Consider the following 20,452-nt stretch of genomic DNA (forward strand, 5'->3'; position numbering starts at 1 on the left):
CGGTCGTTCTAGTGGCGGCGCGGCTGACGGGACCAAGACTGACCGGATGTGCCATGGTGGCGCAACCGGATTAAGTTGGGAAAGATAAACCATGATCCAGACCGAATCTCGGCTTGAAGTAGCCGACAACACGGGTGCGCGTGAAGTCATGTGCATCAAGGTGCTCGGCGGCTCGAAGCGTCGTTATGCCAGCATTGGCGACATCATCAAGGTGAGCGTCAAGGAAGCAACGCCGCGTGGGCGCGTGAAAAAGGGCGAAATCTACAACGCTGTTGTGGTTCGCACCGCGAAGGGCGTGCGCCGTCAAGACGGCTCGCTGATCAAGTTCGATGGCAACGCCGCCGTGCTTTTGAATACCAAGCTTGAGCCGATCGGCACCCGCATTTTCGGGCCGGTGACGCGTGAGCTGCGTAGCGAACGATTCATGAAGATCGTTTCGCTGGCGCCGGAAGTGCTGTAAGGAGTCGCGATGAACAAGATTCGCAAGGGTGACGAAGTCATCGTCATCACCGGCAAAGACAAGGGCAAGCGCGGTGTCGTGCTGGCTATCGGCAACGACGAGCGCGTTACCGTCGAAGGCATCAACATTGCGAAGAAGCATGTGAAGCCGAACCCCATGAAGGGTACGACGGGTGGCGTGGAAGCCAAGGCAATGCCGCTGGCTATCTCGAACGTCGCACTGGTCGACGCGAACGGCAAGCCGTCGCGCGTGGGCATCAAGGTCGAAGGGGACAAGAAGGTTCGTTTCCTGAAGACGACCGGTGCTGTCCTGAGCGCCTGACGCTGCGGAGTAAAAAATGGCACGTTTGCAAGAATTTTATAAAGAGAAGGTCGTTCCCGGCCTGATCGAGAAGTTCGGTTACAAGTCGGTCATGGAAGTGCCGCGCCTCACAAAGATCACCCTGAACATGGGTGTCGGTGAAGCCGTCGCTGACAAGAAGGTCCTCGAGCACGCCGTTGGCGACCTCACGAAGATCGCCGGCCAGAAGCCCGTCATCACGAAGTCGCGCAAGGCAATCGCCGGCTTCAAGATCCGTGAAGGCTACCCGATCGGCACGATGGTTACCCTGCGTGGCAATGCCATGTACGAATTCCTGGACCGTTTCGTGACGGTTGCGCTGCCCCGCGTGCGCGACTTCCGTGGCGTGTCGGGCAAGGCGTTCGACGGCCGTGGTAACTACAACATCGGTGTGAAAGAGCAGATCATTTTCCCCGAAATCGACTACGACAAGATCGACGCGCTGCGTGGGCTGAACATCAGCATCACGACGACTGCGAAGACCGACGAAGAAGCAAAGGCACTGCTCGCCGGCTTCAAGTTCCCGTTCAGAAACTGAGGTTACCGTGGCTAAACTGGCACTGATTGAACGTGAAAAGAAGCGCGCTCGTCTGGCAGCGAAGTTCGCGCCGAAGCGCGCAGCGCTGAAGGCGATCATCGACGACCAAAGCAAGTCGGAAGAAGAGCGCTACGCAGCTCGCCTCGAACTGCAACAACTGCCGCGCAACTCGAACCCGACCCGCAAGCGTAACCGCTGCGCGATCACGGGTCGTCCGCGTGGTACGTTCCGCAAATTCGGTCTCGCACGTAACAAGATTCGTGAAATCGCGTTCCGTGGTGAGATCCCTGGCATCACCAAGGCGAGCTGGTAATAGGAGAAACATAAATGAGCATGAGTGATCCTATCGCCGATATGCTGACTCGCATCCGCAATGCGCAGATGGTCGAGAAGGTTTCGGTTGCTATGCCCTCGTCGAAAGTGAAGATTGCGATTGCGCAGGTTCTGAAGGACGAAGGTTATATCGACGACTTCGCGGTGAAAACCGAAGGTGCGAAGTCGGAATTGAACATCGCGTTGAAGTACTACGCTGGCCGTCCCGTTATCGAGCGCATCGAACGCGTCTCGAAGCCGGGCCTGCGCGTGTACCGCGGCCGCAACGACATCCCGCAGGTCATGAATGGCCTCGGCGTTGCGATCGTGTCGACGCCGAAGGGTGTGATGACGGACCGCAAGGCTCGCGCCAATGGCGTGGGCGGCGAAGTCATCTGCTACGTCGCTTAACGCCGAAGGAGAAGAAACATGTCTCGAGTAGGTAAGAGCCCGATCGCGCTGCAAGGCGCAGAGGCGACGCTCAGCGACGAGAAGATTACCGTCAAGGGCCCGCTGGGTACGATTTCGCAGGCAGCGAACCGCCTCGTAAAGGTGGTGAACGACAACGGCACGCTGAAGTTTGAGCCGGCCGACGAAAGCCGCGAAGCGAATGCGATGTCGGGCACGATGCGCGCGATCGTCGCGAACATGGTGCAAGGCGTGACGAAGGGCTTCGAGCGCAAGCTGACGCTGGTTGGCGTCGGTTACCGTGCTCAGGCGCAAGGCGACAAGCTGAACCTGTCGCTGGGTTTCTCGCACCCCGTGGTGCACCAGATGCCCGAAGGCGTCAAGGCCGAAACCCCGTCGCAAACGGAAATCGTGATCAAGGGGATCGACAAGCAGAAAGTTGGCCAGACCGCAGCAGAAGTGCGCGGTTATCGCCCGCCGGAGCCCTACAAGGGCAAGGGTGTGCGTTACGCCAACGAGGTTGTGATCCTCAAAGAAACGAAGAAGAAGTAAGGGTGCGCAATCATGGATAAGACTCAATCTCGCCTGCGCCGCGCTCGTCAGACGCGTCTCAAGATCGCTGAGCTGCAGGTCGCGCGTCTGGCCGTGCATCGCACGAACACGCACATCTACGCGCAAGTGTTCTCGCCCTGCGGCACCAAGGTGCTGGCCAGCGCGTCGACGCTCGAAGCCGAAGTGCGTGCGCAACTCGCAGACCAGTCGGGCAAAGGCGGCAACGTCGCTGCTGCTTCGCTGATCGGCAAGCGTATTGCAGAAAAGGCTAAGGCCGCCGGCATCGAATCCGTCGCCTTTGACCGCTCGGGTTTCCGCTATCACGGCCGCGTCAAGGCGCTGGCTGATGCTGCGCGCGAAGCCGGGCTCAAGTTCTAAGGAAGGAATTCGTCATGGCAAAGATGCAAGCGAAAGTTCAGGCTGACGAACGCGACGACGGCCTTCGCGAAAAAATGATTTCGGTCAATCGCGTGACCAAGGTCGTGAAGGGTGGCCGTATTCTCGGCTTCGCCGCACTGACCGTGGTTGGCGATGGTGATGGCCGCGTCGGTATGGGCAAGGGCAAGTCGAAGGAAGTGCCGGTTGCTGTCCAGAAGGCGATGGAACAAGCTCGTCGCAACATGTTCAAGGTGCCCCTGAAGAACGGCACCCTGCAACACGAAGTGCACGGCAAGCATGGCGCATCGGTCGTCCTCCTCGCTCCGGCGAAGGCAGGTACGGGCGTGATCGCCGGCGGCCCGATGCGCGCCGTGTTCGACGTGATGGGCGTGCAGAACGTCGTGGCCAAGAGCCACGGTTCGACGAATCCGTACAACCTCGTGCGTGCAACGCTGGACGGCCTGCGCAAGCAGTCGACCCCGGCAGACATCGCGGCGAAGCGCGGCAAGTCCGTCGAAGACATTCTGGGCTAAGGGTGGGCACCATGTCTGATAAAACTGTCAAGGTTCAGCTCGTCAAGAGCCTGATTGGGACCCGCGAATCGCACCGTGCCACCGTGCGCGGTCTCGGCCTGCGCCGCCTGAACTCGGTTTCCGAGCTGCAGGACACGCCGGCTGTGCGCGGCATGATCAACAAGGTCTCGTACCTCGTCAAGGTCATCGGCTAAGCGGTCGACCAGGACTCCAGGAGTTGAAAATGGAATTGAATAACCTGAAGCCGGCAGAAGGCGCGAAGCACGCAAAGCGTCGCGTCGGTCGCGGCATCGGCTCCGGCCTCGGCAAGACCGCTGGCCGTGGTCACAAGGGTCAAAAATCGCGTTCGGGCGGCTTCCACAAGGTCGGCTTCGAAGGCGGTCAGATGCCTCTGCAGCGTCGTCTGCCGAAGCGCGGCTTCACCTCGCTGACGAAGGAATTCGTCGGTGAAGTGCGCCTCGCCGATATCGAGAAGCTGCCGGTCGACGAAATCGATCTGCTGGCTCTCAAGCAGGCAGGCCTCGTTGGCGAAATGACCCGGAGCGCGAAGATCATCGCCACCGGCGAGATCAAGCGCAAGGTCGTGGTCAAGGGCCTGGGTGCGACGAAGAACGCGCGCGCTGCGATCGAAGCAGCGGGCGGTTCTTTTGCCGAGTGATTGTGAGTGGTGCGTGCGGGCTTGCCCGCCGTCACTAGCATCTGCATCGGAGAAGCTACTTGGCTAACAGCCCGAGTCTCGCAAAAACCGGTCGCAGCGCTCCGAAGTTCGGCGACCTGCGCCGGCGTGCAATGTTCTTGCTGCTGGCGCTGGTCGTTTATCGTATCGGTGCGCATATTCCGGTTCCCGGTATTGACCCGGACCAACTGGCGAAGCTCTTTCAGAGCCAGTCGGGCGGCATCCTTGGCATGTTCAACATGTTCTCGGGTGGCGCACTGTCTCGCTTCACGATCTTCGCGCTGGGTGTGATGCCGTATATCTCGGCGTCGATCATCCTGCAGCTGATGGCGATCGTCTCGCCGCAGCTCGAGGCGCTGAAGAAGGAAGGGCAGGCCGGACAACGCAAGATCACGCAGTACACGCGGGTCTTCACGGTGGTGCTGGCGACCTTTCAGGCCTTCGGCATCGCGGTCGCGCTGGAAAACCAGCCTGGCCTCGTGATCGATCCGGGCATGGTGTTTCGTCTGACGACGGTCGTGACGCTCGTGACCGGCACGATGTTCCTGATGTGGCTCGGTGAGCAGATCACGGAACGCGGGCTTGGCAACGGCATTTCGATCATCATCTTCGGCGGGATCGCAGCGGGTTTCCCGAACGCGATCGGCGGTCTGTTCGAACTGGTCCGCACCGGTTCGATGGGCCCCGTCTCGGCGATCATCATCGTGGCGCTGATCGCGGCCGTGACGTACCTGGTGGTGTTCATCGAACGCGGCCAGCGCAAGATCCTCGTGAACTATGCGAAGCGTCAGGTTGGCAACAAGATTTACGGTGGGCAGTCGTCGCACCTGCCGCTCAAGCTGAACATGTCGGGCGTGATTCCGCCGATCTTCGCATCGTCGATCATCCTGTTCCCGGCAACCATCCTGAACTGGTTCAGTTCGGGATCGCGATCCGGTTGGTTCGCAGACACGCTGCACAACGTGGCCGAAGCCCTCAAGCCTGGCCAGCCCGTGTACGTGTTGCTGTACGCGTTGGCGATCGTCTTCTTCTGCTTCTTCTACACCGCACTGGTGTTCAACAGCAGGGAAACGGCCGACAACCTGAAAAAGAGTGGCGCGTTCGTACCTGGCATCCGCCCGGGCGATCAGACGGCTCGCTATATCGACCGCATCCTCACGCGTCTGACGCTGGCCGGTGCGATCTATATCGTGTTCGTCTGCCTGCTGCCGGAGTTTCTGGTGCTGCGCTGGAATGTGCCGTTTTATTTTGGTGGAACGTCGCTGCTGATCATTGTCGTCGTCACAATGGACTTCATGGCGCAGGTGCAGTCGTACGTGATGTCGCAACAATATGAATCGCTGCTCAAGAAGGCCAACTTCAAGGGCGGCGGAGTCCCGATGCGGTAAGGACCTATGGCCAAAGACGATGTAATCCAGATGCAGGGTGAGGTCATCGAAAACCTCCCCAACGCAACCTTCCGGGTGAAGCTGGAAAACGGCCATGTCGTTCTAGGGCATATTTCCGGAAAAATGCGGATGCACTACATCCGCATTCTCCCGGGCGACAAGGTGACGGTTGAGTTGACGCCTTACGATCTGTCGCGTGCGCGGATCGTGTTCCGGGCGAAGTGATTTAGAAAAAGGGTAATATCATGAAAGTGATGGCATCGGTAAAGCGCATTTGCCGCAACTGCAAAATCATCAAGCGCAACGGCGTCGTTCGCGTGATCTGCAGCTCGGACCCGCGCCACAAGCAGCGTCAAGGCTGATTAGCGCGCTTGCGCTTTTTGTTTGAGGAAAAACAATGGCTCGTATTGCAGGGGTTAACATCCCGAACCACCAGCACACTGAAATCGGCCTGACGGCAATTTTCGGTGTTGGCCGCACGCGTTCGCGCAACATCTGCGTTGCCGCGGGTGTGCCGTTTGACAAGAAGGTCAAGGACCTGAACGACGCGGATCTCGAAAAGCTGCGTGAGGAAGTGGGCAAGTTTGTCGTCGAAGGCGATCTGCGCCGTGAAGTGACGATGAACATCAAGCGCCTGATGGACCTCGGCTGCTACCGCGGCGTGCGCCATCGCAAGGGCCTGCCCCTGCGTGGCCAACGTACGCGCACCAACGCACGTACGCGCAAGGGTCCGCGCCGCGCAGCACAGTCGCTGAAGAAGTAAGCGGATCTGACAGTTACAGGAAAACGTAATGGCTAAGGCTTCGAACAACTCCGCGGCGCAACGCGTTCGCAAGAAGGTCAAGAAGAACGTCGCCGAGGGCGTGGTTCACGTTCACGCGTCGTTCAACAACACCATCATCACGATCACCGATCGTCAAGGCAACGCGCTTGCCTGGGCAACCTCGGGCGGTCAGGGCTTCAAGGGCTCGCGCAAGTCGACCCCCTTCGCAGCTCAGGTCGCAGCCGAGTCGGCTGGCCGTGTTGCGATGGAATACGGCGTCAAGAACCTCGAAGTGCGTATCAAGGGCCCCGGTCCTGGCCGCGAATCGGCGGTGCGCGCGCTGCATGGTCTTGGCATCAAGATCACCGCGATCTCCGACGTGACGCCGGTCCCGCACAACGGCTGCCGTCCGCCGAAGCGCCGCCGCATCTAAGGCGTCGCGTTTGCCGACTGCCTGAGCCGCCGGAAACGGCGTCCCAGGCTCTCGGCGCTATTGAATTGACTAAGCCCACCGTTCGGTTCAAAGAGCCGGACTAGCGCGTAGGCAGGGTTTTCCAACCGGCTCTCGCGTGATCAATTATCGAAGGAAAGCAACGTGGCACGTTATATCGGCCCGAAGGCCAAGCTGTCCCGCCGTGAAGGCACCGACCTGTTCCTGAAGAGCGCACGCCGCTCGCTCGCCGACAAGTGCAAGCTCGACAGCAAGCCGGGTCAGCACGGCCGTACCTCGGGCGCCCGCACGTCCGACTACGGCACGCAGCTTCGCGAAAAGCAAAAAGTGAAGCGCATCTACGGCGTGCTCGAGCGCCAGTTCCGCCGCTACTTCGCGGAAGCTGACCGTATCAAGGGCAACACCGGCGAAAACCTGCTGCAACTGCTCGAGTCGCGTCTCGACAACGTCGTGTACCGCATGGGCTTCGCATCGACCCGCGCTGAAGCGCGTCAGCTCGTGAGCCACAAGGCTCTCACGGTGAACGGCGTCGTTTCGAACATCCCGTCGATGCAAATCAAGGCTGGCGACGTCGTCGCGATTCGCGAAAAGGCGAAGAAGCAGGCGCGTATCGTCGAAGCCCTCTCGCTCGCAGAGCAAGGCGGCATGGCAGGTTGGGTGTCGGTCGATGCGAAGAAGTTTGAAGGCACGTTCAAGGGCATGCCGGAGCGCAGCGACATTGCTGGCGACATCAACGAAAGCCTGATCGTCGAATTGTATTCGCGTTAATCGGATTGACGGCCGGGGTAGCCTCTCGCGCTTCGCGCAGGAGGTGGCCTCGGCTGTTTTTTTCAGGTTGTTGCCATTCTCAGCCTTATCGGTGTAACGAGCCGAGGGTATTGAAAAGGAAAACCTATGCAAACCAGTTTGTTGAAACCCAAGATCATCGCTGTGGAATCGCTCGGCGAGAACCACGCGAAAGTGGTCATGGAGCCGTTTGAACGCGGTTATGGCCACACCTTGGGTAACGCGCTCCGGCGCGTGCTGCTGTCGTCGATGGTGGGCTACGCGCCGACCGAAGTGACGATCGCGGGCGTCGTGCACGAATACTCGACGCTCGATGGTGTGCAAGAGGACGTGGTCAACCTGCTGCTGAACCTGAAGGGCGTGGTGTTCAAGCTGCATAACCGTGACGAAGTGACGGTTACGCTGCGCAAGGAAGGCGAAGGCGTTGTCACCGCGGGCGACATCGAGCTCTCGCACGACTGCGAAGTCATCAACCCGGAACACGTGGTTGCGCATCTGACGAAGGGCGGCAAGCTCGACGTGCAGATCAAGATCGAGAAGGGCCGTGGCTATGTGCCGGGCAATGTGCGCCGCTACGGCGACGAGTCGGCCAAGATCATCGGCCGCATCGTGCTGGACGCGTCGTTCTCGCCGGTTCGCCGCGTGAGCTACGCCGTCGAAAGCGCGCGTGTCGAGCAGCGTACCGACCTCGACAAGCTCGTGATGAACATCGAAACCAACGGCGTGATCTCGCCTGAGGAAGCGATCCGCCAGTCGGCGCGCATCCTCGTGGATCAGCTGTCGGTGTTCGCTGCATTGGAAGGCACGGAAACGGCGGCGGAAGCCCCGTCGCGCGCACCGCAGATCGATCCGATCCTGCTGCGTCCGGTGGACGATCTCGAACTCACGGTTCGCTCGGCGAACTGCCTGAAGGCCGAGAACATCTATTACATCGGCGACCTGATCCAGCGTACCGAGAACGAGCTGCTCAAGACCCCGAACCTGGGTCGCAAGTCGCTCAACGAGATCAAGGAAGTGCTCGCTTCGCGCGGTCTCACGCTCGGCATGAAGCTCGAAAACTGGCCGCCCGCTGGTCTCGACAAGTAAGTAATGTTGGCACGGACGCGGATTTTCCTTTAAAATCCGCGTCTTGCCTTTTTCACGTACCGGCCCGTGCTTTAAAGGGAACAATCCCGGCAAGGCGATAGAAGAGCTGGACCAAAACTTTGTTTCAAGGAAATTGAAATGCGTCACCGTCATGGTCTGCGGAAACTGAACCGCACGAGCAGCCACCGTCTGGCAATGCTCCGTAACATGTCCAACTCGCTCATCGAGCACGAAGTCATCAAGACGACGCTGCCGAAGGCGAAGGAACTCCGTAAGGTTGTCGAGCCCCTCATCACGCTGGGCAAGAAGCCGTCGCTCGCAAACCGTCGTCTGGCGTTCAACCGCCTGCGCGATCGTGACTCGGTCACGAAGCTGTTCGACGTGCTCGGTCCGCGCTTTGCGAACCGTCCGGGCGGCTACCTGCGTATCCTGAAGTTCGGTTTCCGTGTTGGCGACAACGCGCCGATGGCACTGGTCGAACTGCTCGACCGTCCGGAAGTCGCGGAAGAGAACGTCCAGGAAGCGGAATAAGCTTTCAGTCGCTGGGTCCCAGGATCGAGCGGCGCGCGAAAAAGCCAGGCCTAGCCTGGCTTTTTTGTTTTCAGCGACGGATTAATGCGCGAGCACGCGCGTTTGCAGTCTGTCGCCCCTGCGCAGGGCGATGGCGCATGAGCGAAGCCAATCGGCGCCGGTGGTACGATAACGTTCTGCCTCAGGCGCCCCCGGCTCTCGCGCCGCGGGTGCGGGGTGCCATGCTGGAGTTCGTCGTGACCCTCAATGTAACCTTGATGCTCACCACGGTGCCCGATGAGGACGCCGCCGAGAAACTATCGTCGACGGCGCTCGAAGCGCGCCTCGCGGCCTGCGTGACGCGCCTCGGCCCCGTGCATTCGCAGTATCACTGGCAAGGCAGGATCGAGTCCGGCGACGAGATCCAGTTGCTCTTCAAGACGAGTCTCGCGCGCGCGGCCGAGCTCGAACAGTTCATCCAGACCCAGCATCCTTACGATACGCCCGAGATACTCTCGTGGCAGGTCACGGCTTCCCACGCCTACGGCCAATGGGTCAATGCCGAGACACAGCGCCCCATTCATGTCTAACCGCTTCGATCGGCGCCTGCGCGCCGCGCCGTACCGCTCGTTCTACGCTTTCCTTGCACTGGTTTGCTGCCTGCTGCCGCTGCTGTTCGGCGCAGCGCCGGCTCATGCCGACGACGACTTCCTGCCGCCCGACCAGGCGTTCGTGTTCAGCGCGAGCGAAGAGCCGGGCGTCGTGGACGTCCATTTCAAGATCGCCGATGGCTATTACATGTATCGCGAGCGTTTCGCGTTCGCGACGCGCAACGGCACGGCCACGCTCGGCGATGCGCAGATTCCTCCCGGCCATGTGAAATTCGATCCGACGTTCAACAAGAACGTCGAAACCTACCGCAAGGAAATCACGATCCGCGTGCCTGTGAAGCAGGCCAGCGGCGCGTTCGATCTCGCCGTGACCTCGCAGGGCTGCGCCGACGCCGGGATCTGCTATCCGCCCGCGGAGCATGTCTATCATGTGAGCGGCGCGGCGCTGCAGGCCGCCGCAGGCGGGCAGACCGCGTCGGTTGCGCCTTCGGCGCCGGCGGACGATGCGCAGCAGCCCTGGTACGAACGCGCGACGAGCGCGGACTACGCGCAATCGCTGCTCCAGGGCGGCGGCTTCTTCGCCGTGGTCGGCCTGTATTTCGTCGCGGGGATCGTGCTGAGCCTCTTGCCTTGCTCGTATCCGATGATCCCGATCCTCTCGGCCATCATCGTGGGCGAAGGCGCGCAGGTCACGCGCGCGCGCGGCTTTACGCTGTCGTTCGTCTATGTGCTCGGCATGGCGCTCGTCTACACGGTGCTCGGGATTGCCGCCGCACTGGTCGGACAGAGCCTCGGCGCGTGGCTGCAGAATCCGTGGGTGCTCGGTGCGTTCGCCATACTGCTCACCGCCTTCGCGCTCATGCTGATCGCCGGTTACGACATCGCGCTGCCGCAGCGCTGGCAGGACGGGGCGTCGCGCGCCTCGCAGGGCCGTTCGGGCGGCAAGTTCGTGGCCGTCGGCGTGATGGGCGCGCTTTCCGCGCTCGTGGTGGGCGCCTGCATGACCGCGCCGCTCTTCGCCGTGCTCGCGTTCATCGCGCATACGGGCAATGCGGTGCTCGGCGGTGCGGCGCTCTTTGCGATGGGCATCGGTCTCGGCGTGCCGCTCATGATCATCGGGTTCGGCGCCGGCACGCTGCTGCCGCGCGCGGGCACGTGGATGGACGGCGTGAAGGTCTTCTTCGGCGTCGTGCTGCTCGCGGCCGCGCTCTGGATCGTATGGCCCGTGCTCGGCGCGAGCGCGCAAATGCTGCTGGCCGCGCTCTGGCTGCTGCTCGCCGCCGCCGCGCTGGGCCTCTTTACGCCGAACGCGGGTGCGTCCAACGTCTGGCGGCGTCTGGGCCGTGGCGTGGGCGCGGCGTTCGCGATCTGGGCCGCGACGCTCATCGTCGGCCTTTCGGCGGGCTCGACCGACCCGCTGCGTCCGCTCGCCGTGCTGGCCGCGCACGTGGGCGGCGCGGTCGGCAACGGCGCGACGCCGGCCGCGGCGGCCGAAGCCGATGCGCTGAGCTTCGCGTCGGTGCGCTCGTCGGCCCAGCTCGACGCGGCGCTCAAGGCGGCGGCCAAGCCTTCGATGCTCGACTTCTACGCCGACTGGTGCGTGAGCTGCAAGGAGATGGAGAAGTTCACGTTCAGCGACCCGCGCGTGCAGGCGCGCCTCGCGCAACTGGGCCTGTTGCGCGCCGACGTGACGGCCAACAGCCCCGACGATCAGGCGCTGCTCAAGCGCTTTGGTCTGTTCGGGCCGCCGGGCATCATCTTCTTCGATGCGAATGGCCAGGAAGTGCTGCGCGTGGTGGGCTACGAAAACGCGGACAAATTCCTCGCGCGGCTCGACCGTGTGGCGGCGCAGGGCCACGCTCAGGAAACGCCTTCGGCGTCGGTTGCGCCGGTACCGCGGTCGGCCCTTTCGTCGCTTACCGGCAAATCGTAAGCACACCGATCGCACTGCCCCGCACGCAGCAGCAGCGTAGCGAGGCCCAGAAGCAGAAAAGGCACGTCGCAATGACGTGCCTTTTTCGCATGAGCGCCGACGAAACGCCGCGCGCGGCTTTTACTTCTGCGCGCGCAGCAGGCGGGCGGCGTCGAGCGCGAAATACGTGAGGATGCCATCCGCGCCCGCGCGCTTGAACGCGAGCAGCGACTCCATCATCACCTTGTCGTGGTCGAGCCAGCCGTTTTGCGCGGCGGCCTTGAGCATCGCGTATTCGCCGCTTACCTGGTACACGTAGGTCGGAAAGCGGAACTCGTCCTTCACGCGGCGCACGATGTCGAGATACGGCATGCCGGGCTTGACCATCACCATGTCCGCGCCTTCCTCGATGTCGAGACGCACTTCGCGCAGCGCCTCATCCGAGTTCGACGGGTCCATCTGGTAGGTCATCTTGTTGCCCTTGCCCAGATTCGACGCCGAGCCCACGGCGTCGCGGAACGGTCCGTAGAACGCCGAAGCATATTTCGCCGAGTACGCCATGATGCGTGTATGAATGTGGTTCTCGCTCTCGAGCATCTCGCGGATCGCGCCGATGCGGCCGTCCATCATGTCCGAAGGCGCAACGATATCGACGCCCGCTTCGGCCTGCGCGCGCGCCTGCGCGACGAGGATCTCGATGGTCTCGTCGTTGATGACGTAGCCGTTTTCGTCGAGCACGCCGTCCTGGCCGTGGCTCGTGTATGGGTCGAGCGCGACGTCGCAGAGCACGCCCAGCTCGGGGAAGCGCTTCTTGAGCTCGCGCACGGCGCGCGGAATGGTGCCGTCGGGGTTGGTCGCCTCGATGCCGTCGGGCGTCTTCAGCGCCGGATCGACGGCCGGGAACAGCGAGAGCACCGGAATGCCCAGCTCGACGCATTGCTCGGCCACGCCCATGAGCAGATCGATCGAGACGCGCTCGACGCCGGGCATCGACGGCACGGCTTCGCGCACGTTGGTGCCCGCGACGACGAATACGGGGTAGATCAGGTCGTTGGTGGTGAGGAGGTTTTCGCGCATCAGGCGGCGCGAGAAGTCGTCACGGCGCATGCGGCGCGGACGATGATGCGGATAGAAGCTCATGTCGGAAGATATCTTGAAACGGAGCGCGTCTGGGCGCACAGGAAACTTTTCAGGACAATGGTATATCATACCGATCGAGCGAGGCGCCTGGCGCCAGACTCCCCGCTTCTCCTCCCTGAGCGGGTGCCTGTCGTTTTTCGATAAGGCTGTTTAACCCGCCGGCATTTACGGCGGGTTTTTTTATGTGCGGCCGAAATGGGCGCTGCGCGCCCGCCAAGGGGGTGCAAGCGGGGGTGTAAGCGGGGCGAACGTCCTGCTGTACGGGGCGCGCAGATGGGCGGCGCCCCCGGCTCGGTCTTACGGCGCGGGCGTGGCGGCGGCATCGTCGCCGGATTGGGCCTCGGGCTGGATCCAGCTTTCGATGACCGCGTGCGCTTCGTCGAGCCCCACGCGCTTGAGCGCCGAAAAGAGCTGCGCGCTCAGCTTGCCCTCATAGCCTTCCTTGCGATACTCGTCGAAAGCCTTATTGGTCGTGCGCAGCGCAAGAACGCTTTCCTGACGCGTCAATTTGTCGCATTTCGTGAGGAGCGCGTGGATCGGCTTGCCGGTCGACGCGAACCACTCGATCATGCGCCGGTCCAGCTCGGTGAGCGGACGGCGTGCGTCCATCATCAGCACGAGGCCGACGAGCTGCGCCCGCGTTTGCAGATAGAGCGAGAGCAGTTGTTCCCAGTGCGCCTTTGCGGCTTCGGGCACTTCGGCGTAGCCGTAGCCGGGCAAGTCGACCAGATAGCCAGCGGGATCGTCGGCGTGGCCCACCGAGAAATAGTTGATGTGCTGGGTGCGGCCAGGCGTCTTCGACGCGAAGGCGAGACGCTTCTGGTTGCACAGCAGGTTGATCGCCGTGGATTTGCCTGCGTTCGAGCGCCCGGCGAACGCGACCTCGGGCCGCGCGGTGGCGGGCAGGTCGCGCAAATGATTCACCGTCGTGAAGAAACGGGCTTGATGCAGCAGGAAGGCCATCGGCAGGACCACAATATGAAATAGCTAGGCGGCGGGGCCGCCAGACCCGGAGGTGCCGGGAAGGATCTTGGAGATATCGGGGAGAGGCCCGACTGGCGCCTTGGCGCCTTGCGCGCTATTGTACAATGCGATGGTTTACTGAATACCGGCGAGGCCAGCGCGGGCCTTCTCAGGTAGATCGGTCGCTGTCGTATTTGCAGAACCTGATTCCCACAAGACGAAACAAGGTGCGCGAATGAATCGACTGGGCAAGTCCTTCAAGTTACTCCAATTTGCGATAGTTGCGACAACGGCAGGTCTTGCAGCAGGTGTTTCGATGATGGCGGCGGCGGCCGAGCCCACTCCGGCCAAGCCCGATCTCGCCCGGGGACAGGCCATTGCGGGGCAGGTCTGTGCGGCCTGTCATGGAGCGGACGGCAACAGCAGCGGCGGCGCCTATCCCAAACTCGCCGGCCAGCACCCCGAATATCTCGTCAAGCAGCTCAAGGATTTCAAGCCACAGCCCGGTGGCAAGCCCCCTGCGCGTAATAATCCAATTATGGTTGGCTTTGCCAGCGCGCTTTCCGATCAGGATATGATCAACGTCGCGGCCTGGTTCGCATCGCAGACCCCCAAGCCCGGCTACGCGCACGACGCGAAGACCGTGCCGTTTGGCCAGAAGATCTGGCGCGGCGGCATCGCCGAGCGGGGTGTGCCTGCCTGCGCGGCCTGCCACGGGCCAACGGGGCAGGGGATTCCGATCCAGTATCCGCGCCTGTCGGGCCAATGGTCGGAATACATCGTTGCGCAGCTCCAGGCGTTCCAGCAGGGCACGCGCAACAACAATGAGCCGATGCACGATATCGCGCACCGTCTCTCGGACGACGAAATCAAGGCTGTCGCCGATTACGCGGCCGGTCTCCACTGATACTGGCCTGGCGTCGGGCAGAGTCGGGCAGTCGAAGAACAAGAAAAGGGTGTGGGCGCCGCGTGGATGCGGTGGTCCCGCACCCTTTTTTGCTGTAGTGCGCGCCTGAAAAGCGCGATGAGAAGCGGAGTTTGAATGAGCGTCACCACGCAGGGTTTGCAGTTGAATATCCGCCAGAGAGCGGTCCGAAGCGCCGTCGAGCTGCTCAGTTCGATGCGCTTTGCCATCGCGCTGCTCGTGGTGCTGTCCATTGCGAGCATCATCGGCACGGTGCTCACGCAGGACGACCCGTACCCCAACTACGTCAACCAGTTCGGCCCGTTCTGGGCCGACATCTTCCGCTCGCTGAGCCTCTACACGGTCTATAGCGCCTGGTGGTTCATGACCATCCTCGGCTTTCTCGTGGTGTCGATCTCGCTGTGCGTGATCCGCAACGGTCCGAAGATGATCGCGGACATGAAGAGCTGGAAGGACAAAGTTCGCGAAGGCAGCCTGCGCGCGTTCCATCACAAGGGCGAGTTCGTGCTCGAGGGCGGCTCGCGCGGCGAGACGGCCGCGACGCTCGGCAAGCTCGTGCAGCGCCTCGGCTACAAGTTCGTCACGCGCGAGACCGAGGGCGCGACGCTGATCGCGGCCAAGCGCGGCGCGCTCACGAAGATCGGCTACATCTTCGCGCATCTGGCCATCGTGGTGATCTGCCTCGGCGGCCTGCTCGACAGCAATCTGCCGATCAAATTCCAGATGTGGCTCTTCAACAAGACGCCGATCCAGAGCAACGCCGTCATCAACGACATTGCGCCCGAGCATCGGCTCTCCACATCGAACCCGACCTTCCGCGGCTACGCCTGGGTGCCCGAGGGCCAGTACGTCTCCACGGCCATCCTGAACCAGCCCAACGGCTCGCTCATCCAGGATCTGCCGTTCTCGATCCAGCTCAACAAGTTCATCGTCGATTACTACTCGACCGGCATGCCCAAGCTCTTCGCGAGCGACATCGTCGTGATCGATCACAAGACGGGCAAGCGCGTTCCGGCGCGCGTCGAGGTGAACGAGCCGTTCGAGTACGACGGCGTGTCGATCTATCAGTCGAGCTTCCAGGATGGCGGCTCGCAGATGCACATGACCGCGTGGCCCATGGCCGGCGCGAGTGCGAAGAGTTTCCCGTTCGGCGGCACGATCGGCAATTCGGCGCCGCTCGCGCTGCCCGCGGGCGAGAGCGTGCCGGGCGTGGACGGCCAGACCATCGAGTTCGCCGACTTCCGCGCGATCAACGTCGAGAACATCTCGAACGGCAGCGGCCAGACCGACGCGCGCGGCGTCGCGCATCAGACCCTCAAGGAGGAATTCGACGAGCGCCTGGGCTCCGGTGCGAAGACCTCGAAGCCGCTCGATCTGCATAACGTCGGGCCGTCGGTGCAGTACAAGGTGCGCAACAAGGACGGCCAGGCGCGCGAGTACAACAACTACATGCTGCCCGTCGATGTGAACGGCGAGCGCATGTTCCTCGCCGGCATGCGCGAGAACCCCGACGAGCCGTTCCGCTACCTGCGCATCCCCGCCGACACGGGCGGCACGATGAAGGAGTGGATGATGCTGCGCGCCGCGTTCGAGGACCCGGCGTTGCGCGCGCAGGCCGCGCATCGCTTCGCCCAGCGCTCGGTCCCCGATTCGAACCGCGAACTGCAGCAGCATCTCGAAGACAGCGCGCTGCGCGTCCTGACCCTTTTCGCGGGCGCCGATCCGTCGACGCAAGGCGCGCCCAAAGCGCAGGCGGGCGGCTTCCAGGCGGTGGCGGTGTTCATCGACAAATCCGTGCCCAAGGATCAGCAGGAGAAGGCCGCCGGGCTCCTCCTGCGCATGCTCGAAGGTGCGACGTGGGACCTCTGGCAGCTCGCGCGCACCCAGGCCGGCGAGCCCGCGCTCACGCCCGACGCGCAATCGGCACGCTTCGTGCAAGATTCGATCAACGCGGTTTCGGACAGCTTCCTGTACGGATCGCCCGTCTATCTACAGCTCGATTCATTCAAGCAGGTGCAAGCTTCGGTATTTCAGTTGACGCGCGCACCGGGCAAAAAAGTCGTGTATCTTGGCAGCCTGTTGCTCGTGCTCGGGATCTTCTCGATGTTCTATGTGCGCGAGCGGCGTCTGTGGTTCTGGCTGAAGGACCGGAGCGGGGCAGACGGCAAGGGCGTCGACGTCATCATGGCGATGTCGACTGCGCGCCGTACCCTCGACTTCGAGAAAGAGTTTGCCCGTACCCGCGAAGCGGTCTCCCGTGCCTTGGGTGCGAAACCCGAGGCCACCGGCGCAGGCGACGGCGGGACGGACCGTAATCCTTGATCCACGCGCGTTTTTTGCGCGATCCACGGAAACTCACGATCGACACCGGTAAGCCCATGGACCTGACTCAAGTTACTTCTTCCGCCCAAGCCCGCCGCGCCGACCGCGCGGCCGCCGTCGCGGCGCGCGACGCAGCACTCGCGCACGATCCCCATGCCGATGCGTTCTTCGACGAGCGCCCCTTCCTGCGCCGCCTCACGGCGCTCGATTGGCTGTTCGCGCTGGCGCTGGTCGTGGGCGCGGGCTTCGCGCTCTCGCGCTATCACGCGCACATGAACTACTACGACAAGCTGGTGCTGTGTTGCGCCGTGCCGGCGTTCGTCGTGCTGGGCTGGCGCTGGAAGCCGGCGCGCCTCCTGATGGCAGCCATCGCGGTGATGTCGATCGGCGCGATCCAGATCTATCAAGGCGACCTCGCGCGCGCCGACCAGGCGTTCTTCCTCAAATACTTCCTCTCGAGCCAGTCGGCCATCCTGTGGATGAGCGCGCTGTTCGTGCTCGCGACGTTCTTCTACTGGGTCGGTCTGCTCTCGCGCTCGCCGTCGGGCGGCGCGATCGGCTCGAAGCTCACATGGGCCGCGGTGCTGATGGGCTTCGTCGGCCTGATGGTGCGCTGGTACGAGTCCTATTTGATCGGTGCGGACGTCGGTCATATTCCCATCTCGAACCTCTACGAAGTGTTCGTGCTGTTCAGCCTCATCACGGCGCTCTTCTATCTGTATTACGAAAAGCACTACAACACGCGCGCGCTCGGCGCGTTCGTGCTGCTCGTGATCAGCGCGGCCGTGGGCTTCCTGATGTGGTATTCGATCTCGCGCGACGCGCAGCAGATCCAGCCGCTCGTGCCCGCGCTGCAAAGCTGGTGGATGAAGATCCACGTGCCGGCGAACTTCATCGGCTACGGCAGCTTCGCGCTTTCGGCGATGGTGGGCGTGGCCTACATCATGAAGGAGCGCGGTGTGCTGGCGGACCGCCTGCCCGCGCTCGACGTGCTCGACGACGTCATGTACAAGTCGATCGCCGTCGGCTTCGCGTTCTTCACCATCGCGACCATCCTCGGCGCGCTGTGGGCCGCGCAGGCCTGGGGCGGCTACTGGAGCTGGGACCCGAAGGAAACCTGGGCGTTGATCGTCTGGCTCAACTACGCGGCCTGGCTGCACATGCGCCTCATGAAGGGGCTGCGCGGCGGCGTGGCCGCCTGGTGGGCGCTCACGGGCCTGCTCGTCACGACCTTCGCGTTCCTTGGCGTGAACATGTTCCTCTCGGGCCTGCATAGCTACGGCAAGCTGTAATACCCGGTAATGGCGCGCGGTGTAACCGCAGCCGCCCATGCAACGAACTAACCGCTGGATGCCTCGCGCTCCGGCGGTTTTTTTATTGGCGTGGCGGGAAGGATTGCGGATCGCGCGCGTTTGCCTGGTAGCGGAGGGCCGCGAACGGCGCAAGCGCGCGCGGGTGTTTCGGGTGCCGTACACGGCAACAGCCTTGCATGCATGGGACCCCGGTCACGCACTGGAGCGAACCGGGGTCAACGGGAGCAACATTATGTGGATCAAGCGCAGCAGCAGGATCATCCTCAACGGCGACGACATCGCCGCAAGCGAGATCACGCCGCAAAAGGTGTTCGAACAGCGTCGACGGCTCATGAAGGCGGCGGGGGCGCTCGCGCTCGGCGGCGTGGCCGGGGCGTTCGGCGCGCGCGACGCCTTCGCGGAATATTCGTCGCCGGATGCGCACGCGCTCAAGCTCGGCGCAAAGACCAACACGAAGTTCGTTGCGCTCGACAAGGTCACGCCCTACAAGGACATCACGACCTATAACAACTTCTACGAGTTCGGCACCGACAAGGGCGATCCCGCCGAGAATGCGCATACGCTGCGGCCGCGCCCCTGGAAGGTGAGCGTGGAAGGCGAGGTGAAGAACGCGAAGGTCTACGACATCGATGAGATTCTCAAGCTCGCGCCGCTCGAGGAGCGCGTCTACCGGCACCGTTGCGTGGAAGGCTGGTCGATTGTGGTTCCGTGGATCGGCGTCTCGCTCTCCGAATTGATCCGGCGCGCCCAGCCTACCGGCAACGCGCGCTACGTGCAGTTCATCACGCTCGACGACCGCTCGCAGATGCCGGGTCTCGCCGACCCGATCCTCGACTGGCCGTACTCCGAAGGATTGCGCATGGACGAGGCGATGAACCCGCTCACGCTGCTCACCGTGGGGCTCTATGGTCAGGTGCTGCCGAACCAGAACGGCGCGCCGGTGCGCGTGGTGGTGCCGTGGAAGTACGGCTTCAAGAGCGCGAAGTCGCTCGTGAAGATCCGCTTCGTGGAGAAGCAGCCGTCCACGAGCTGGAACACTTACGCGCCCAACGAGTACGGCTTCTATTCGAACGTCAACCCGAACGTCGATCACCCGCGCTGGAGTCAGGCGACCGAGCGGCGCATCGGCGAGGACGGCTTTTTCACGCCCAAGCGCAAGACGCTCATGTACAACGGCTACGGCGAGTTCGTGGCGTCGATGTATCAGGGGTTGGATCTGCGCAAGAACTTTTGATGCTTGAGGCGGCAATGGAGCAACCGATGGAATCGACGACCGCGCCTGCGATTACGCCGCGTGTGAACGCTCAAGCGCCGGCAGGCAGCACGGGCAGCACTACGGCGAAGGGCACGGCGAAGGGCACGGCGAAGGGCACGGCGAAGGGTACGGCCGCGCGCGCCGCCCAGCCGAGGCCCGCAGCCGGCGGCCCGCGCTGGCTGCCGTGGGCGAAGGCCGCGGTGTTCGTCGCGGCGTGGTATCCGCTCGCGCGTATCGTGCTGTTCGGCGTGACGGACAGGCTCGGCGCCAATCCGATCGAGTTCATCACGCGCTCGACTGGCCTCTGGACGCTCGTGTTCCTCTGCATCACGCTCGCGGTCACGCCGCTGCGCCGCCTCACGGGCTGGAGCGTGCTGATCCGCTTTCGGCGCATGCTCGGACTGTATGCCTTCTTCTATGCCGCGCTGCATTTCACGACGTACATCTGGTTCGACAAATGGTTCGACGTGGCCGCGATGCTCAAGGACGTCGGCAAGCGGCCCTTCATCACGGTGGGCTTCGCGGCCTTCGTGCTGCTGATTCCGCTCGCCATCACCTCGACGCGTGCGATGGCGCGCAAGCTCGGCCGCCGCTGGCAGACGCTGCACAGGCTGATTTATGCAATCGGCGTGTTCGCGATCCTGCATTTCTGGTGGATGAAGGCGGGAAAGCACGATCTCGTGTTGCCGAAGCTCTATGGCGCGATCATGGTCGTGCTGCTCGGCTGGCGGCTGGGCGCGTGGCTGATCGCGCGTCTGAAGGCGCGTCCGGCAATGCGCTCGTAATCGGCTGCGCTGCGCATTCTGCAGAAATGAAAAAAGCGACGCACGA

The 20,452-nt window shown here is 62.7% G+C and carries 27 protein-coding genes; 25 read left to right on the forward strand and 2 right to left on the reverse strand.

Annotated elements, in window-relative coordinates; translation table 11 throughout:
* The first annotated feature begins 91 nt into the window (after window positions 1-91).
* From rplN to dsbD, 20 genes are all read left to right on the forward strand, one after another.
* Entirely contained in the window at window positions 92-460 is a 369-nt protein-coding gene (gene rplN, locus U5775_RS16180) for a 50S ribosomal protein L14 (RefSeq protein WP_027797290.1), read from the forward strand.
* A gap of 9 nt (window positions 461-469) precedes the next feature.
* The gene (gene rplX, locus U5775_RS16185) at window positions 470-781 is read left to right on the forward strand and encodes a 50S ribosomal protein L24 (protein ID WP_322059117.1); all 312 of its coding nucleotides are present in this window, start codon (window positions 470-472) and stop codon (window positions 779-781) included.
* 16 nt (window positions 782-797) lie between these two features.
* Window positions 798-1,337, forward strand: coding sequence for a 50S ribosomal protein L5 (gene rplE / locus U5775_RS16190; RefSeq protein ID WP_069268213.1), 540 nt, complete (start codon window positions 798-800; stop codon window positions 1,335-1,337).
* 7 nt (window positions 1,338-1,344) lie between these two features.
* Entirely contained in the window at window positions 1,345-1,650 is a 306-nt protein-coding gene (gene rpsN, locus U5775_RS16195; RefSeq protein WP_035531713.1) for a 30S ribosomal protein S14, read from the forward strand.
* A 14-nt stretch (window positions 1,651-1,664) separates the two neighbouring features.
* Entirely contained in the window at window positions 1,665-2,060 is a 396-nt protein-coding gene (gene rpsH / locus U5775_RS16200) for a 30S ribosomal protein S8 (RefSeq protein ID WP_124152991.1), read from the forward strand.
* 18 nt (window positions 2,061-2,078) lie between these two features.
* Window positions 2,079-2,609, forward strand: coding sequence for a 50S ribosomal protein L6 (gene rplF / locus U5775_RS16205; protein WP_322059118.1), 531 nt, complete (start codon window positions 2,079-2,081; stop codon window positions 2,607-2,609).
* A gap of 12 nt (window positions 2,610-2,621) precedes the next feature.
* Window positions 2,622-2,987, forward strand: a complete 366-nt coding sequence (rplR, locus tag U5775_RS16210) for a 50S ribosomal protein L18 (protein ID WP_027819343.1) — start codon at window positions 2,622-2,624, stop codon at window positions 2,985-2,987.
* 14 nt (window positions 2,988-3,001) lie between these two features.
* Window positions 3,002-3,520, forward strand: coding sequence for a 30S ribosomal protein S5 (rpsE, locus tag U5775_RS16215; protein WP_028206522.1), 519 nt, complete (start codon window positions 3,002-3,004; stop codon window positions 3,518-3,520).
* Between the two features lie 11 nt (window positions 3,521-3,531).
* Entirely contained in the window at window positions 3,532-3,714 is a 183-nt protein-coding gene (gene rpmD, locus U5775_RS16220; RefSeq protein WP_007730608.1) for a 50S ribosomal protein L30, read from the forward strand.
* A gap of 29 nt (window positions 3,715-3,743) precedes the next feature.
* A complete protein-coding gene (gene rplO / locus U5775_RS16225; protein WP_028222618.1) occupies window positions 3,744-4,178 on the forward strand; it encodes a 50S ribosomal protein L15 in 435 nt (144 codons plus the stop codon).
* A gap of 59 nt (window positions 4,179-4,237) precedes the next feature.
* Window positions 4,238-5,584, forward strand: a complete 1,347-nt coding sequence (gene secY, locus U5775_RS16230) for a preprotein translocase subunit SecY (protein WP_028222617.1) — start codon at window positions 4,238-4,240, stop codon at window positions 5,582-5,584.
* Window positions 5,585-5,590: 6 nt separating this feature from the next.
* Window positions 5,591-5,809 (forward strand): translation initiation factor IF-1, encoded by a 219-nt coding sequence (gene infA / locus U5775_RS16235; RefSeq protein WP_004521905.1) that lies wholly within the window; start codon window positions 5,591-5,593, stop codon window positions 5,807-5,809.
* A gap of 20 nt (window positions 5,810-5,829) precedes the next feature.
* Complete coding sequence (rpmJ, locus tag U5775_RS16240; protein ID WP_027819338.1) at window positions 5,830-5,946, forward strand: 50S ribosomal protein L36; 117 nt, start codon at window positions 5,830-5,832, stop codon at window positions 5,944-5,946.
* A gap of 35 nt (window positions 5,947-5,981) precedes the next feature.
* Window positions 5,982-6,347, forward strand: coding sequence for a 30S ribosomal protein S13 (gene rpsM, locus U5775_RS16245; protein WP_027797301.1), 366 nt, complete (start codon window positions 5,982-5,984; stop codon window positions 6,345-6,347).
* A gap of 28 nt (window positions 6,348-6,375) precedes the next feature.
* Window positions 6,376-6,780, forward strand: a complete 405-nt coding sequence (gene rpsK, locus U5775_RS16250; RefSeq protein ID WP_006052224.1) for a 30S ribosomal protein S11 — start codon at window positions 6,376-6,378, stop codon at window positions 6,778-6,780.
* Between the two features lie 162 nt (window positions 6,781-6,942).
* Window positions 6,943-7,566: a 30S ribosomal protein S4 gene (gene rpsD, locus U5775_RS16255; protein ID WP_322059119.1), complete on the forward strand. Its 624-nt coding sequence runs from the start codon at window positions 6,943-6,945 to the stop codon at window positions 7,564-7,566.
* Between the two features lie 126 nt (window positions 7,567-7,692).
* Window positions 7,693-8,670, forward strand: coding sequence for a DNA-directed RNA polymerase subunit alpha (locus tag U5775_RS16260; RefSeq protein ID WP_028222614.1), 978 nt, complete (start codon window positions 7,693-7,695; stop codon window positions 8,668-8,670).
* 138 nt (window positions 8,671-8,808) lie between these two features.
* Window positions 8,809-9,201 carry a 50S ribosomal protein L17 gene (rplQ, locus tag U5775_RS16265; protein WP_027797304.1) on the forward strand — a complete coding sequence of 131 codons (393 nt, stop codon included), beginning with the start codon at window positions 8,809-8,811 and terminating at the stop codon, window positions 9,199-9,201.
* A 221-nt stretch (window positions 9,202-9,422) separates the two neighbouring features.
* Window positions 9,423-9,770 (forward strand): divalent-cation tolerance protein CutA, encoded by a 348-nt coding sequence (gene cutA, locus U5775_RS16270; protein ID WP_322059120.1) that lies wholly within the window; start codon window positions 9,423-9,425, stop codon window positions 9,768-9,770.
* Window positions 9,763-11,724: a protein-disulfide reductase DsbD gene (gene dsbD, locus U5775_RS16275; protein ID WP_322059121.1), complete on the forward strand. Its 1,962-nt coding sequence runs from the start codon at window positions 9,763-9,765 to the stop codon at window positions 11,722-11,724. Before cutA ends, dsbD begins: the two co-directional genes overlap by 8 nt.
* Window positions 11,725-11,844: 120 nt before the next feature.
* On the opposite strand, the gene hemB is transcribed toward dsbD, so the two are convergent.
* Together hemB and yihA are read right to left on the reverse strand one after the other, a co-directional pair.
* Window positions 11,845-12,843 carry a porphobilinogen synthase gene (gene hemB, locus U5775_RS16280; RefSeq protein WP_322059122.1) on the reverse strand — a complete coding sequence of 333 codons (999 nt, stop codon included), beginning with the start codon at window positions 12,841-12,843 and terminating at the stop codon, window positions 11,845-11,847.
* 297 nt (window positions 12,844-13,140) lie between these two features.
* Window positions 13,141-13,806, reverse strand: a complete 666-nt coding sequence (gene yihA / locus U5775_RS16285) for a ribosome biogenesis GTP-binding protein YihA/YsxC (protein WP_322059123.1) — start codon at window positions 13,804-13,806, stop codon at window positions 13,141-13,143.
* A 235-nt stretch (window positions 13,807-14,041) separates the two neighbouring features.
* On the opposite strand from yihA, the gene U5775_RS16290 reads away from it, so the two are divergent.
* The 5 genes from U5775_RS16290 (at window position 14,042) to msrQ (ending at window position 20,406) form a co-directional block, all read left to right on the forward strand.
* Window positions 14,042-14,713, forward strand: coding sequence for a c-type cytochrome (locus tag U5775_RS16290; protein WP_322059124.1), 672 nt, complete (start codon window positions 14,042-14,044; stop codon window positions 14,711-14,713).
* Window positions 14,714-14,848: 135 nt separating this feature from the next.
* The gene (locus U5775_RS16295; protein WP_322059125.1) at window positions 14,849-17,053 is read left to right on the forward strand and encodes a cytochrome c biogenesis protein ResB; all 2,205 of its coding nucleotides are present in this window, start codon (window positions 14,849-14,851) and stop codon (window positions 17,051-17,053) included.
* 56 nt (window positions 17,054-17,109) lie between these two features.
* Window positions 17,110-18,345 carry a c-type cytochrome biogenesis protein CcsB gene (gene ccsB, locus U5775_RS16300; protein WP_322059126.1) on the forward strand — a complete coding sequence of 412 codons (1,236 nt, stop codon included), beginning with the start codon at window positions 17,110-17,112 and terminating at the stop codon, window positions 18,343-18,345.
* A gap of 253 nt (window positions 18,346-18,598) precedes the next feature.
* Complete coding sequence (gene msrP, locus U5775_RS16305; RefSeq protein ID WP_322059127.1) at window positions 18,599-19,600, forward strand: protein-methionine-sulfoxide reductase catalytic subunit MsrP; 1,002 nt, start codon at window positions 18,599-18,601, stop codon at window positions 19,598-19,600.
* A 26-nt stretch (window positions 19,601-19,626) separates the two neighbouring features.
* Window positions 19,627-20,406 carry a protein-methionine-sulfoxide reductase heme-binding subunit MsrQ gene (msrQ, locus tag U5775_RS16310; RefSeq protein WP_322059128.1) on the forward strand — a complete coding sequence of 260 codons (780 nt, stop codon included), beginning with the start codon at window positions 19,627-19,629 and terminating at the stop codon, window positions 20,404-20,406.
* Window positions 20,407-20,452 lie beyond the last annotated feature (46 nt).

The organism is Paraburkholderia sp. J63 (assembly GCF_905220245.1).
In the GTDB taxonomy this organism is placed as follows: domain Bacteria; phylum Pseudomonadota; class Gammaproteobacteria; order Burkholderiales; family Burkholderiaceae; genus Paraburkholderia.

What these genes read in the sequence shown, in the direction of transcription:
- rplE (WP_069268213.1), top strand. Translation starts at nt 798, where the DNA reads ATGGCACGTTTGCAAGAATTTTATAAAGAGAAGGTCGTTCCCGGCCTG.
- rpsH (WP_124152991.1), top strand. Translation starts at nt 1,665, where the DNA reads ATGAGCATGAGTGATCCTATCGCCGATATGCTGACTCGCATCCGCAAT.
- rplR (WP_027819343.1), top strand. Translation starts at nt 2,622, where the DNA reads ATGGATAAGACTCAATCTCGCCTGCGCCGCGCTCGTCAGACGCGTCTC.
- rplO (WP_028222618.1), top strand. Translation starts at nt 3,744, where the DNA reads ATGGAATTGAATAACCTGAAGCCGGCAGAAGGCGCGAAGCACGCAAAG.
- cutA (WP_322059120.1), top strand. Translation starts at nt 9,423, where the DNA reads ATGCTGGAGTTCGTCGTGACCCTCAATGTAACCTTGATGCTCACCACG.
- rpmD (WP_007730608.1), top strand. Translation starts at nt 3,532, where the DNA reads ATGTCTGATAAAACTGTCAAGGTTCAGCTCGTCAAGAGCCTGATTGGG.
- yihA (WP_322059123.1), bottom strand. Translation starts at nt 13,806, where the DNA reads ATGGCCTTCCTGCTGCATCAAGCCCGTTTCTTCACGACGGTGAATCAT.
- dsbD (WP_322059121.1), top strand. Translation starts at nt 9,763, where the DNA reads ATGTCTAACCGCTTCGATCGGCGCCTGCGCGCCGCGCCGTACCGCTCG.
- msrP (WP_322059127.1), top strand. Translation starts at nt 18,599, where the DNA reads ATGTGGATCAAGCGCAGCAGCAGGATCATCCTCAACGGCGACGACATC.
- hemB (WP_322059122.1), bottom strand. Translation starts at nt 12,843, where the DNA reads ATGAGCTTCTATCCGCATCATCGTCCGCGCCGCATGCGCCGTGACGAC.
- rplQ (WP_027797304.1), top strand. Translation starts at nt 8,809, where the DNA reads ATGCGTCACCGTCATGGTCTGCGGAAACTGAACCGCACGAGCAGCCAC.
- rplF (WP_322059118.1), top strand. Translation starts at nt 2,079, where the DNA reads ATGTCTCGAGTAGGTAAGAGCCCGATCGCGCTGCAAGGCGCAGAGGCG.
- U5775_RS16290 (WP_322059124.1), top strand. Translation starts at nt 14,042, where the DNA reads ATGAATCGACTGGGCAAGTCCTTCAAGTTACTCCAATTTGCGATAGTT.
- rpsK (WP_006052224.1), top strand. Translation starts at nt 6,376, where the DNA reads ATGGCTAAGGCTTCGAACAACTCCGCGGCGCAACGCGTTCGCAAGAAG.
- rpsM (WP_027797301.1), top strand. Translation starts at nt 5,982, where the DNA reads ATGGCTCGTATTGCAGGGGTTAACATCCCGAACCACCAGCACACTGAA.
- ccsB (WP_322059126.1), top strand. Translation starts at nt 17,110, where the DNA reads ATGGACCTGACTCAAGTTACTTCTTCCGCCCAAGCCCGCCGCGCCGAC.
- rpmJ (WP_027819338.1), top strand. Translation starts at nt 5,830, where the DNA reads ATGAAAGTGATGGCATCGGTAAAGCGCATTTGCCGCAACTGCAAAATC.
- msrQ (WP_322059128.1), top strand. Translation starts at nt 19,627, where the DNA reads ATGGAATCGACGACCGCGCCTGCGATTACGCCGCGTGTGAACGCTCAA.
- rplX (WP_322059117.1), top strand. Translation starts at nt 470, where the DNA reads ATGAACAAGATTCGCAAGGGTGACGAAGTCATCGTCATCACCGGCAAA.
- rplN (WP_027797290.1), top strand. Translation starts at nt 92, where the DNA reads ATGATCCAGACCGAATCTCGGCTTGAAGTAGCCGACAACACGGGTGCG.
- U5775_RS16295 (WP_322059125.1), top strand. Translation starts at nt 14,849, where the DNA reads ATGAGCGTCACCACGCAGGGTTTGCAGTTGAATATCCGCCAGAGAGCG.
- U5775_RS16260 (WP_028222614.1), top strand. Translation starts at nt 7,693, where the DNA reads ATGCAAACCAGTTTGTTGAAACCCAAGATCATCGCTGTGGAATCGCTC.
- infA (WP_004521905.1), top strand. Translation starts at nt 5,591, where the DNA reads ATGGCCAAAGACGATGTAATCCAGATGCAGGGTGAGGTCATCGAAAAC.
- rpsE (WP_028206522.1), top strand. Translation starts at nt 3,002, where the DNA reads ATGGCAAAGATGCAAGCGAAAGTTCAGGCTGACGAACGCGACGACGGC.